The organism is Salmonella sp. 2018103 (assembly GCF_026247685.1).
Lineage (GTDB): Bacteria > Pseudomonadota > Gammaproteobacteria > Enterobacterales > Enterobacteriaceae > Salmonella > Salmonella enterica.
Window position 1 is genome coordinate 2,966,950 of sequence record NZ_CP111029.1, and the last position, 13,007, is coordinate 2,979,956.

A 13,007-nucleotide genomic window follows, 5' to 3' on the forward strand; every position below is an offset into this window, starting at 1 on the left:
CTGATGGCGCTACGCTTAACAGGCCTGCGCAGGCCTGTTAATCAGAAGGGATCGGTGCCGTCAAGCACGGCCTGAATGACGTTGAGCGCGCCTTGATGGTTATTATCATCAGTGTGATAGCGTGAAAGCGCTTTGATATTGTCTGCAGCATTGCCCATGGCAAAAGAGTAATGCGCCATTTTCAACATTTCCGCATCATTACCGCTGTCGCCTATGGCGACGACATTCTGTGGCGACCTGTTCCAGCGCTTTAACAGACGACTGATGCCATTCGCTTTATGCAGTCCCGGGATAATCAGGTCGATAAAACCGAAGCCGCTGGTGACGGGCTTCATGATGCCATCCAGAGATACGTGCAGTTTGTCGATAACCAGCGGAATTTGTTCATCAGGCAAATTCAGGGAGAACTTAAACAGGATATCGTCAATGTCGTGATAATCGTTTACCGGCTGCAGGCGGTGATAATGTTTGGCCATCAGCGCCACGAAAGCCTCGGGAGCGTTTTTGCTGACATAAGCGCTTTTCAGACCACAGGCGACGAAGTTAAGCTGCTTATCCTTCAGCAGTTCGCCAATCACAATACGCGATTCATGCCGGGTTAGCTCCCCGTGAAACAACTGTTTGCCATGTTCATACACCAGCGCGCCATTTTCTGCGACGAAGGAAATTTCGTCTTTCAGCTCGGGGAAGAAGGAGATCAACTGGTAGTACTGATTACCGCTAGCGACCACAAATTCGATATTACGTTTTTTCAGTTCCTGGTATTGCGCCATGAAGCGTACACGATCGTACTGCTTGGCATCGTCGAGAAAAGTGCCGTCCATATCGGTAACGACAACGTTAACGGTCATACTTAAGCTCCTGGCTGTAACTGCGACCAGAAACATTTTAATAACAATGTGAGCAGAACCACAAATTTATTTCGAATGAAAAGTGGCTGAACGAAAGGAATAGCCGCATAAGACATTAAGGCGTCCTGGCCACCTTACGTTTTCCTCTCGCTTCCCTCTTTGTGTTCCCCTGCAATATTTTAAACTTGCATTAACCTTATTTTAACTTAAAGTATCACATGTAACTAATTTTACTTTCGAACGAAAGACGATGAGGTTGATATGACGACTCCTTTTACCCACGAAACGCTGCCCGCCGACCCAAAAGCGGCCATTCGTCAGATGAAGCAGGCGCTACGCGCGCAAATCGGCGACGTACAGGCGGTGTTCGACCGTTTGAGCGCCACCATAGCAGCCCGGGTGGCGGAAATTAACGATCTGAAGGCGCAGGGACAGCCGGTATGGCCAATTATCCCTTTTAGCGAACTGGCGATGGGCAACATTAGCGATGCCACCCGCGCCGAGGTTAAGCGCCGTGGGTGCGCGGTGGTTAAAGGTCATTTTCCACGCGAACAGGCGCTGGCGTGGGACCAGTCGATGCTCGACTATCTGGACAAGAACCATTTTGACGAGGTGTATAAAGGACCGGGGGATAATTTTTTCGGTACGCTGAGCGCCTCCCGGCCTGAAATCTATCCTGTCTACTGGTCGCAGGCGCAAATGCAGGCCCGCCAAAGTGAAGAGATGGCGCTGGCGCAGTCGTTCCTCAACCGTCTGTGGCAGGTAGAGCACGACGGCAAGCGATGGTTTAATCCGGATATCAGCATCATTTATCCGGATCGCATCCGTCGCCGCCCGCCAGGCACCACATCCAAAGGACTGGGAGCGCATACCGACTCCGGCGCGCTGGAACGCTGGCTGCTACCAGCCTATCAGCAGGTATTCGCCAGCGTGTTTAACGGCAACGTCGAGCAGTACGATCCGTGGAATGCGGCGCACCGTACCGACGTTGAAGAGTATACGGTGGATAACACCACCAAATGTTCGGTATTTCGCACCTTCCAGGGCTGGACTGCGCTCTCCGATATGCTGCCCGGTCAGGGGTTGCTTCATGTCGTCCCTATCCCGGAGGCGATGGCGTATATTCTGCTGCGCCCGCTGCTGGATGATGTCCCGGAAGATGAATTATGCGGCGTCGCGCCGGGCCGGGTGCTGCCGATTTCTGAACAGTGGCATCCTTTACTGATGGCGGCGTTAACCAGCATTCCGCCACTGGAAGCCGGGGATTCCGTGTGGTGGCATTGCGATGTCATCCACTCCGTCGCCCCCGTAGAAAATCAGCAGGGCTGGGGCAATGTGATGTACATTCCTGCCGCGCCAATGTGTGAGAAAAATCTGGCCTATGCGCGTAAGGTGAAAGCGGCACTGGAGACAGGCGCATCACCGGGCGATTTCCCGCGCGAGGACTATGAAACCACCTGGGAAGGGCGCTTCACGCTGCGCGATCTGAATATTCACGGTAAACGGGCATTAGGTATGGACGTTTGACGGTCGTACAGCCCTGCCCGCTCAACTGCGGTGTGCCCTTTGCCTGGGCGCACCCGTCTTACCGAACCTACGCGCCAGGATACGTAGGCCCGGTAAGCACCGCGCCACCGGGCGTCAGTGTTTAGCTTTCAATCCCTTTACTACGCAAATAATCGTCGTAGTTGCCGCTGAAGTCCACCACGCGCTCCGGCGTAATTTCAATGACGCGGGTTGCCAGCGAGCTGACGAACTCACGGTCGTGCGAAACAAAGATCAGCGTGCCCTGATACAGCTCCAGCGCCATATTCAGCGATTCGATCGACTCCATATCCAGGTGGTTAGTCGGTTCGTCCATGATCAGGATATTCGGCTTTTGCATCATCAGCTTGCCGAACAGCATACGGCCCTTCTCGCCACCGGAGAGGACTTTCGCGGGCTTTTTGATATCATCCTGGCTAAATAGCAGGCGGCCCAGAATACTGCGCACTGCCTGCTCGTCGTCGCCTTCCTGCTTCCACTGACTCATCCATTCAAACACCGTCAGGTCATTTTCGAATTCATATTCGTGGTCCTGCGCGTAGTAACCAATACGCGCGTTTTCCGACCATTTAACGGTGCCGTGATCGGCGTCCAGATCGCCAACCAGCGTCTTCAGCAGCGTAGATTTACCCACGCCATTGGTGCCGAGTACCACCAGCTTCTCGCCGACTTCGAGCAGCAAATTGACATTTTTAAACAGCGGACCGTTATCAAAACCTTTCGTCAGCGCTTCCACTTCCAGAGCGTTACGGAACAGTTTTTTATCCTGCTCAAAACGGATGAACGGGTTCTGACGGCTGGAGGCTTTCACCTCTTCCAGCTTGATTTTATCAATCTGCCGCGCGCGCGACGTTGCCTGACGTGATTTAGAGGCATTGGCGCTAAAACGGCTAACAAAAGATTGCAGCTCGGCAATTTGCGCTTTTTTCTTCGCATTATCGGCCAACAGACGTTCACGCGCCTGAGTCGCCGCCGTCATATACTCATCATAGTTACCCGGATAGACGCGCAAGTCGCCGTAATCCAGATCCGCCATATGCGTACAAACCATGTTCAGGAAGTGACGGTCGTGCGAAATGATGATCATCGTGCTATCGCGCTCGTTCAGCACCTGCTCCAGCCAACGGATAGTATCAATATCCAGGTTGTTGGTCGGTTCGTCGAGCAACAGGATGTCCGGATTAGAGAATAACGCCTGCGCCAGCAGCACACGCAATTTCCAGCCTGGCGCGACTTCACTCATCAGACCGTAATGCTGCTCCAGCGGGATGCCCACCCCCAACAGCAGTTCGCCCGCGCGCGCCTCAGCGGAATAACCGTCCATCTCGCCGTATTTTACTTCCAGATCGGCGACTTTATAGCCGTCTTCTTCGCTCATTTCCGGCAAAGCGTAGATACGGTCGCGCTCCTGCTTGACTTCCCACAGTTCGCCATGCCCCATAATGACAGTATCAAGTACGGTGAATGCTTCAAAAGCGAACTGGTCCTGACGCAGCTTACCGATGCGCTCATTCGGATCGAGGGAAACATTGCCCAGCGTCGGCTCCAGGTCGCCGCCGAGGATTTTCATAAAAGTGGACTTTCCGCTACCGTTGGCGCCGATCAGGCCGTAACGGTTGCCGCCGCCAAATTTGACGGAAATGTTTTCGAACAGCGGCTTACTGCCGAACTGCATGGTAACGTTGCTGGAAACTAACACAGGCTTATCCTGAAAAAAGATGTGACAAACCGCTTATTATGCCACAAGTCTGAAATAAGATCGCGCCCTGTACAAAGGGCTACACTGAACCGTAAGGGAAAAAAACGTGATTTCGTACACATCTGAATTCCCTGTTTACTGGAATGCACCTATAATGCGCTCCCAACATGACAGAATTCTCAACCTACTAGCCTGCTTGGCACAGAATCTCGCATAACATGAATATGAAATTAACAACGCTTTTCGCGGCGGCTTTCGCTGTAGTTGGTTTTTGTAAAACAGCCTCAGCAGTCACTTACCCGCTGCCTACCGATGGTAGCCGTTTAATTGGGCAAAATCAGGTCATCACCGTTCCGGAGGGCAATACCCAGCCGCTGGAGTATTTTGCCGCGGAGTACCAGATGGGGCTGTCCAACATGCTGGAAGCCAACCCGGGCGTGGATACCTTCCTGCCGAAGGGCGGTACCGTGCTGAATATTCCGCAGCAGCTGATCCTGCCGGATACCGTACACGAAGGCATTATCATTAATAGCGCGGAAATGCGCCTCTATTACTACCCGAAAGGCACAAACACCGTTATCGTCCTGCCGATTGGGATCGGTCAGTTAGGTAAAGACACGCCTATCAACTGGACGACCAAAGTTGAACGTAAAAAAGCCGGTCCGACCTGGACGCCTACGGCAAAAATGCACGCTGAATATCGCGCCGCCGGCGAGCCGCTGCCTGCCGTCGTGCCTGCGGGCCCGGATAACCCGATGGGCCTGTACGCGCTGTACATTGGTCGCCTGTATGCTATTCACGGCACCAACGCCAACTTCGGCATCGGGCTTCGCGTGAGCCACGGCTGCGTGCGTCTGCGCAACGACGATATCAAATTCCTGTTTGAAAATGTGCCGGTCGGCACCCGCGTGCAGTTTATCGATGAACCGGTAAAAGCCACCACCGAGCCGGACGGTAGCCGTTACATTGAGGTGCATAACCCGCTGTCAACGACGGAAGCGCAGTTTGAAGGTAAAGAAGCGGTGCCGATCACGCTTAATAAGAGTATCCTGGCCGTCACCAACGAGCCTGACGTTGATCAGGCCGTCGTACAACAGGCGGTTCAGGATCGTTCCGGGATGCCGGTTCGTCTGAACTGACAGACTCTGCCTGCGAAGCCCGATAGACACTATCGGGCTTCTCTTACGGCATCAGTTGCAATAATCCATATCCCACCAGCGCCGCCCATGCCAGCATCGGCAGTGAATAGAAATGAAATCGCCACCAGATTCGGCGATCGTTCGCCATCCGTAAAGCAATAAGATTTGCCAGCGACCCCGGCAGCAGACCAAACCCGCCGATATTCACCGCCCACGCCAGCAGCGTCGAGGCCGGTACATAGTTCAGCAGGAGAATGGTACTGGGCACATTACTGATAACCTGAGACAAGCCGATAGCGGTTAGCCAAAGTCCCGGGTGAGACAGTGCGCCAACCTGGTTGAAAACGCCCTGCAACGCCGGCAATTGCGTTAGCAGATGGACATCAATAAACATCGCCATAAATACCAGCAGCAGCGTCCAGTCCACGCTGACTATCACCCTGCGCGCCAGCACAATAAACCCAGCCGCCACCAACACCAGTCCCCATAACTCTTGCCTGAGCTCCAGCGCGGTAAGAAAAACGACATATAATGCCAGGCAACTCCACACCAGACGGGGCTGCCACTGCGGCGAACGCGTACCGGTATGATACTGTAACGCCCTACCCGGAAAACAAAACCAGCACAGGAGCAGTAACGTCAGCATCATCATGACGGCAAGCGGCGCCATTTGCCCGCTAAATTCAGCAAAGCTTAAGCCGGAGCGTCCCCACAACAGAATATTTTGCGGATTACCGACAGGCGTCAGCAGCGAACCGGCGTTCACCGCCAACGCCTCAAAAATAATCAATCGGTTGACCGGAATCGCACACAGTTTTTTCAACGTTATCGTCAGCGGCACAACGATAAACAGCGCGACATCGTTTGTCAGAAAGGTCGACAGCACCGCCGCAGCCAGCACCAGGAACATCGCCAGTTGCCGCTCGGTATGAAATCGGCGCGTCATCTTGCGTCCCAGCACATCGAAATAGCCGCTCAGCTCAACGCCTTTAGTGAGCAACATTAACCCACTGAGGGTAATAATGGTGTGCCAGTCAATCGCGCCAGGCCAGGCGCGGGGCGCAAAAGGAACAAACAGGCTTAGCGCCATCCCCACAATGATCAACAACTGAAAAAAACGGTCACGCCGCAGCGCCCGTAAAAAGGCCAGATTCATTCTGCAGATGTTCCATGCTGTTGCGTGAAGGCCAAAAAGGCATCCAATGTCTCCTGGCTGACATGGTGTTCCATCCCTTCCGCATCACGACGCGCGATCTCCGGGCTTACGCCTAATACCAGTAAAAAATTTTCGACAATTTGATGCCGCTCGCGGCTTTCCTGCGCCAGCTTCTCCCCTTCCGGCGTCAGAAAAACGCCGCGCCAGGGGATCATTTGAATAAATCCTAACGATGCCAGGCGCTTAAGCATTTTGGCCACAGTCGGCTGGGAGACGCCGAGCCGCGCCGCCATATCCACCTGACGCGCTTCCCCTACCTCAATAATTAAATCGGAAATCAGCTCAACGTAATCGTCTATCAACTCACGGCGATGCGCCTCTCTGACCTGACGAAATCCTTCAACGTGTTCTTCTACGTTCACCAATTGCGTCACTTTTTTTGTTGTTGGCGTACCTGCGCGACGACCCATTTTGCTTCCTCGTTTCTGTGACGCGTTAACGCGTCAGCTGACAGAGCGCTCATTGTAAACCAGAGTTGTCCGGGCACAAAAAATTAACGTTTTAGCAATAGCTATAAAACATAGCCTGTGCTATATCTGTATGTAATGCAGACATCCCTCACGGATCGATGGGATAGAAACATCAGGAGGTTTATATGAACGAATTTAAGAGGTGTATACGCGTGTTCAGTCACTCTCCCTTTAAAGTCCGGTTAATGCTGCTCTCTATGTTGTGCGATATGATCAACGGCAAACCGGAACAGGATAACCCTTCCACGAAATAACGCGGCGGTGCGGTACGCCGCTTTATTTTGCATCCTCAACGGAAATGGCGCCCATTTCCCCTGTTTTTTTGTGGTTTTGCTATTCTCTTCGCAAAACATTTTCTTTCCGGCGGTTGACCTTCTTACCCGCACGCTCTATCTTCTGGCAGCCCTGAATATTTTGCGACTCGCCGTTGCGAACCCAATACCTTTTTTACGCATAATCAGGCAGGTAATGACCCTTCGCGCCAGGGTTAGCACATGGCGTTTTTGCAATAGTGGCATATGAATTCAACCCTTATCGATTCACTTCTCGCCCGTCGTCGGGCTGTAAGCCCGTGGGCGGGCCTCTACTTTTTACAGTCGCTGCTGATTAACCTCGCGCTCGGCTACCCCTTTAGCCTGCTTTATACCGCGGCGTTTACCTGCCTGTTGCTGCTGCTCTGGCGCTACCTGCCCCGCGGACAAAAAGCGCTGCTCGGCATTTGTTCGCTGGTAGCCGCTTGCTATTTTCCCTTTGGCCAGGCTTACGGCGCCCCGAACTTTAATACGCTGCTGGCGCTGCACTCCACCAATATGGAAGAGTCGAGCGAAATCCTGACCATCTTCCCGTGGTATAGCTACCTGACCGGACTTTTTATTTTTGCGCTGGGTATTATTGCGCTTCGCCGCCGAAAAGAAGAGGTCAGGCCGCGCTGGAATAGCCTCGACAGCCTGTGCCTGCTGATTAGCGTCGCGGCATTTTTCGTCGCGCCGGTACAAAATCTGGCGTGGGGCGGCGTTTTTAAGGTTATTGATACCGGTTATCCGGTTTTTCGCTTCGCCAAAGACGTTATCGTCAATAACAACGAAGTCATTGAAGAGCAGCACCGTATGGCGCAGCTATCCGGCATAAAAGATAGCTGGACGGTTACTGCGGTGAAACCCAGATATCACATCTATGTCGTGGTGATTGGTGAAAGCGCGCGACGGGATGCCATGGGCACTTTCGGCGGCCACTGGGATAATACCCCCTTCGCCAGCCATGTGAATGGCGACTTCTTTATGGATTACATCGCCGCCAGCGGCTCAACGCAAAAATCGCTCGGTTTAACGCTCAATCGCGTGGTGGATAACAAACCGCAGTATCAGGATAACTTCGTCACGCTGGCTAACCGCGCCGGTTTTCAGACATGGTGGTTTTCCAATCAGGGGCAAATCGGTGAATACGACACGGCCATCGCCAGTATCGCCAAACGCGCCGATGAAGCGCATTTCCTGAAAAACGGCGATTTTGAAGCGGATAAAAATACTCGCGACGACGCGCTGTTAAGCATGACGGCGCAGGTATTGGCGACAGAACGCACGCAACCGCAGTTGATTGTGTTGCATTTAATGGGGTCGCATCCCCAGGCCTGCGACCGTACTCAGGGAAAATACGCGACGTTTGTCCAGTCGAAAGAGACGTCTTGTTATTTATACACCATGACGCAAACCGATGATTTACTCCGTCAGCTCTATACTCAGCTTCGTCATAGCGGCGACAGTTTTTCGCTCGTCTATTTCTCCGATCACGGGCTGGCGTTTAAAGAGCGCGGCAAAGCGGTACAGTACCTGGCGCATGACGACAAATTCCAGCAAAACTTCCAGGTGCCGTTTATGGTGCTATCCAGCGACAGTAAAGCGCATCGGATCATTAAAGCTCGCCGTTCTGCGAACGATTTCCTGAGTTTTTTCTCGCAATGGACAGGAATTAGCGCTAAAGAGATCAAAAATCGCTATCGATTTATTTCGGAGCAGAAAGCCGGGCCCGTTTATATCACCAATTTCAAATTACAAAAAGTGGACTATAACCATCTGGGCAGCGATATTTTTTCACTAAAATAATGCACGTTTCAGGCAAAAAAAATCCGCCCCGAAAGGCGGATTTTTCATTTTCACCGACGTGATTAGAAGCGGTAACCCACGCCAGCAATCCAGGTGCCAACGTCAACGCTACGAATACGGCTCTGCTCGTAAGAGAAGTCCAGAGCAACATTTTCCATCGGGTTGAATTGCAGACCAGCGCCATAGGAGAAGCCATAATCGCTGGTGTCATGTTTGTAGGTTGGGTAATCGGTCGTCTGGAATTTACCGTAACCCACACCGACTACACCGTAGATGCTCGCCCAATCGTTCAGACGGTAAGCCGGGCCGGCAGTGATGCCGTAGTACTGACCTTTGTTGTAATCGCCCGCACCGTTAGTACGATCTTTTTCGGTGTAGGTGAAGGAACCGATTACGCCCAGCGGGTTGTCGTCCTGCTCATAACGATACTTCAGGTTAAAACCGCTCATTTTATTCGCTACGCCCTGCGCGTCGCTCTGAGCGTAACCACCGGTAACGGTAGAAGTAGCAGCTACTGCAGTACCTGCGGAAAAAGCCAGAACAGCGGCCAGTGCTGAAAGACATGCAATTTTTTTCATAACCACCTCAAATGTGCTTCAAGTAAGTCCTAAGTTTTAAATATATCAAAAATTAATGGGAAACTCTTTGCGATTCACGGTGTCTAAGGGCGCCTTTCATGTAACAGAACGTTTCCATATCGCGCTATCTTATTCAATTAACATCACTTTTCCGGCTGATTGCACCAATAATGCGCGTGCGGCGCGATACATTCATCCAGATTATTCCTAAACTAACAGTCTATTTATCCATCAATTTAAGTTCATTTTATGGAATCCTGGAAATTTTTTTTCAACGAATCCTCAACCGCCGCGGGGAATTTCCATTACACTGCCACCTTTACTCGTACTGACATTTTTTGACAGGAGAAAGGATGCCGGGGTCAACACGTAAACTACCAGTCTGGTTGCCCATTTTGGTTTTGCTCATTGCCATGTCCTCTATTCAGAGTGGCGCTTCACTGGCGAAATCGTTATTTCCTCTTGTCGGCGCGCCGGGCGTAACGGCGCTTCGTCTGGCGTTGGGAACGCTTATCCTTATCGCCTTTTTCAAACCCTGGCGTTTGCGTTTTGCCAAAGAGCAGCGGCTGCCTTTACTGTTTTATGGTCTGTCGCTGGGCGGGATGAACTATCTATTCTATCTGTCGATTCAGACGGTGCCGTTGGGTATTGCGGTCGCGCTGGAATTTACCGGTCCTCTGGCGGTCGCGCTGTTTTCATCCCGGCGGCCGGTAGATTTTATTTGGGTCGTACTGGCTGTGCTTGGGCTCTGGTTCCTGCTGCCATTAGGGCAAGATATGTCTCACGTCGATCTTACCGGGGCCGCGTTAGCGCTCGGCGCTGGCGCCTGTTGGGCTGTCTATATTCTTACTGGCCAGCGAGCAGGCGCGGAACATGGTCCGGCCACGGTGGCGGTAGGCTCGCTGATTGCCGCCATCATTTTCGTGCCGATTGGCGCAGTTCAGGCTGGCGACGCGCTATGGCACTGGTCGATTCTTCCCTTAGGGTTAGCGGTCGCTGTGCTTTCTACGGCGCTGCCTTATTCACTGGAAATGATTGCGCTGACGCGCCTGCCAACCCGCACCTTCGGTACGCTGATGAGCATGGAACCCGCGCTGGCCGCCGTTTCCGGGATGATTTTTCTGGGCGAAACGCTTACGGGCATACAAATCATGGCCCTGTGCGCCATCATTGCCGCTTCAATGGGATCTACCCTAACGATTCGCCGCGAACCGCAAATTAAACAAGTTGACGTAAAATAGTTTCTTATTCTGCATGATGTGCATAATCATGCAGAATATCACCTCGTTATTCACCTTTTATTATCGCGCTATTACTTCGTCATTTTTTGTCATATTTTTTCTCATTTTTTACATTAAAATGAGAATTATTACCCACCAAACAGCAAACTCGTCTAACTAATTGATTTTTAATCATAATAAATATTAAATCTTGTCTGTACTATTAAAGTGATAGGTAAATTCAAAAAAGCAAAGTTAAAAACCGGTGCTATACTTATTTTCGTTAATTACCTGGGACACAAACATCAAGAGGATATGAGATTATGAGTACCGCTAAACTGGTAAAAACAAAAGCGTCTAATCTGCTTTATACCCGTAACGATGTATCAGAGAGCGATAAAAAAGCGACGGTTGAGTTGCTTAATCGTCAGGTGATCCAGTTCATTGACCTGTCGCTGATCACGAAACAGGCCCACTGGAACATGCGCGGTGCTAACTTTATTGCCGTTCATGAGATGCTGGATGGCTTCCGTACCGCACTGACCGATCATCTGGATACTATGGCCGAGCGCGCCGTACAGCTTGGCGGTGTGGCGTTAGGCACCACGCAAGTTATCAACAGCAAAACTCCACTGAAAAGCTATCCGCTCGATATCCATAACGTGCAGGATCACTTAAAAGAACTGGCCGATCGCTACGCTGTTGTCGCTAATGATGTTCGCAAAGCTATCGGTGAAGCCAAAGATGAAGACACTGCCGATATCTTTACCGCTGCATCACGCGACCTCGATAAATTCCTGTGGTTTATCGAATCCAACATCGAATAAATCTATCTCTACCCTGAATACTTCGAGTTGCAGGAAGGTACAAACGCAGCGAATCCGCAGGAGCCTGACTTCCGTCGGTAACTGAAGCGAACGCACCTGCAACTTGATGTACACAGGTATATAAGTCATCCCTATACCCCTGCCTGTCACAGGGGTTTTGCACTTAAATAGTGCACACGTCTTGTACTCCCCTCCGATAAAAGTGAATTATTTGTAATAATTACATCACACAATCGTTAATTAAAGATTGTTTTAACAACAATTTTTACGCTAAATAGACCCTGTATCTCTACTTTGTTATTCATGCACTAAATCAGTGCCCCGAAACGGTGCGGCATACTGGTTTTGCCCGACTTATTGTGCACAGGAATGATTCATGCTTCTGTTAAAACAATGAGTTACATAATTGGCATGATTTTTTCATTACGCTACATGTTCTCGCAGGGGATCGCCCCGTGGATAGAAAAGGAAATGCTATGAAGTCTCTATTAAAAGTTTCACTGGCTGCACTTACCCTGGCTTTTGCGGTGTCTTCGCACGCTGCGGATAAGAAACTCGTTGTGGCAACCGATACGGCGTTCGTTCCGTTTGAATTTAAACAGGGCGACAAATACGTCGGTTTTGATGTTGATCTGTGGGACGCTATCGCGAAAGAACTGAAGCTGGACTACACCCTGAAACCGATGGATTTCAGCGGCATTATTCCGGCATTACAAACCAAAAATATCGATCTGGCGCTGGCGGGTATTACGATTACGGACGAGCGTAAAAAAGCGATCGACTTTTCCGATGGCTATTACAAAAGCGGTCTGCTCGTGATGGTGAAAGCCAACAATAACGACATTAAAAGCGTTAAAGACCTCGATGGCAAAGTCGTTGCCGTGAAGAGCGGAACCGGGTCGGTGGATTACGCGAAAGCGAATATCAAAACCAAAGATCTGCGTCAGTTCCCGAACATTGATAACGCGTACATGGAATTAGGCACCAACCGCGCAGACGCCGTTCTGCACGATACGCCGAACATCCTGTACTTTATCAAAACCGCAGGCAACGGCCAGTTCAAGGCGGTAGGCGAATCACTGGAAGCACAGCAATACGGAGTTGCCTTCCCGAAAGGCAGCGATGAACTGCGCGAGAAAGTCAACGGCGCGCTGAAAACGCTGCGTGAGAATGGCACCTATAACGAAATCTACAAAAAATGGTTCGGTACAGAACCTAAATAAAACGACCTGATGTTGGCTTGTGGCCCGGTAGTGAGGACGCTCACCGGGCCTACAGCTCTTTTCCGTGACGGATAAGACACTTTCACGCCATTTCCGCGCCGGATAGAGCATTTGACTATTTACACCACGGTAACAGGAAC

The 13,007-nt window shown here is 51.2% G+C and carries 12 protein-coding genes; 7 read left to right on the forward strand and 5 right to left on the reverse strand.

Translation table 11 applies throughout. The features are described 5' to 3' along the window. Positions 1-41: 41 nt before the first annotated feature. A complete protein-coding gene (locus OLG56_RS14455) occupies positions 42-851 on the reverse strand; it encodes a Cof-type HAD-IIB family hydrolase (RefSeq protein ID WP_000217907.1) in 810 nt (269 codons plus the stop codon). Positions 852-1,112: 261 nt separating this feature from the next. Here OLG56_RS14455 and OLG56_RS14460 point away from each other — a divergent pair, with 261 nt between their 5' ends. Continuing rightward, on the forward strand, positions 1,113-2,378 hold the full coding sequence (locus OLG56_RS14460; protein ID WP_023257701.1) for a DUF1479 domain-containing protein: 1,266 nt from the start codon (positions 1,113-1,115) through the stop codon (positions 2,376-2,378). A 121-nt stretch (positions 2,379-2,499) separates the two neighbouring features. On the opposite strand, the gene OLG56_RS14465 is transcribed toward OLG56_RS14460, so the two are convergent. Beyond that, positions 2,500-4,095 carry an ABC-F family ATPase gene (locus OLG56_RS14465; RefSeq protein ID WP_061377662.1) on the reverse strand — a complete coding sequence of 532 codons (1,596 nt, stop codon included), beginning with the start codon at positions 4,093-4,095 and terminating at the stop codon, positions 2,500-2,502. A 218-nt stretch (positions 4,096-4,313) separates the two neighbouring features. On the opposite strand from OLG56_RS14465, the gene ldtB reads away from it, so the two are divergent. Beyond that, positions 4,314-5,234, forward strand: a complete 921-nt coding sequence (gene ldtB / locus OLG56_RS14470; RefSeq protein ID WP_001056401.1) for a L,D-transpeptidase — start codon at positions 4,314-4,316, stop codon at positions 5,232-5,234. Between the two features lie 43 nt (positions 5,235-5,277). Here ldtB and OLG56_RS14475 read toward each other — a convergent pair whose 3' ends face one another. Both OLG56_RS14475 and mntR read right to left on the reverse strand, forming a co-directional pair. Then, complete coding sequence (locus OLG56_RS14475) at positions 5,278-6,390, reverse strand: anion transporter (RefSeq protein ID WP_061377661.1); 1,113 nt, start codon at positions 6,388-6,390, stop codon at positions 5,278-5,280. Continuing rightward, positions 6,387-6,860 (reverse strand): manganese-binding transcriptional regulator MntR, encoded by a 474-nt coding sequence (gene mntR, locus OLG56_RS14480; RefSeq protein ID WP_000533542.1) that lies wholly within the window; start codon positions 6,858-6,860, stop codon positions 6,387-6,389. The genes OLG56_RS14475 and mntR overlap by 4 nt, the downstream gene beginning before the upstream one ends. A gap of 185 nt (positions 6,861-7,045) precedes the next feature. Between mntR and mntS the strand changes: the two genes are divergently transcribed. Continuing rightward, positions 7,046-7,174: a manganase accumulation protein MntS gene (mntS, locus tag OLG56_RS14485; protein ID WP_001001755.1), complete on the forward strand. Its 129-nt coding sequence runs from the start codon at positions 7,046-7,048 to the stop codon at positions 7,172-7,174. 264 nt (positions 7,175-7,438) lie between these two features. After that, complete coding sequence (locus OLG56_RS14490) at positions 7,439-9,019, forward strand: phosphoethanolamine transferase (RefSeq protein WP_061377660.1); 1,581 nt, start codon at positions 7,439-7,441, stop codon at positions 9,017-9,019. A gap of 62 nt (positions 9,020-9,081) precedes the next feature. On the opposite strand, the gene ompX is transcribed toward OLG56_RS14490, so the two are convergent. Further along, positions 9,082-9,597: an outer membrane protein OmpX gene (ompX, locus tag OLG56_RS14495; RefSeq protein WP_000716763.1), complete on the reverse strand. Its 516-nt coding sequence runs from the start codon at positions 9,595-9,597 to the stop codon at positions 9,082-9,084. A 353-nt stretch (positions 9,598-9,950) separates the two neighbouring features. Here ompX and rhtA point away from each other — a divergent pair, with 353 nt between their 5' ends. From rhtA to glnH, 3 genes are all read left to right on the forward strand, one after another. After that, on the forward strand, positions 9,951-10,838 hold the full coding sequence (rhtA, locus tag OLG56_RS14500; RefSeq protein WP_001119555.1) for a threonine/homoserine exporter RhtA: 888 nt from the start codon (positions 9,951-9,953) through the stop codon (positions 10,836-10,838). A gap of 302 nt (positions 10,839-11,140) precedes the next feature. Further along, positions 11,141-11,644 (forward strand): DNA starvation/stationary phase protection protein Dps, encoded by a 504-nt coding sequence (gene dps, locus OLG56_RS14505; RefSeq protein WP_000100805.1) that lies wholly within the window; start codon positions 11,141-11,143, stop codon positions 11,642-11,644. Positions 11,645-12,120: 476 nt separating this feature from the next. Further along, entirely contained in the window at positions 12,121-12,867 is a 747-nt protein-coding gene (gene glnH, locus OLG56_RS14510; RefSeq protein WP_000838671.1) for a glutamine ABC transporter substrate-binding protein GlnH, read from the forward strand. Positions 12,868-13,007: the final 140 nt, after the last annotated feature.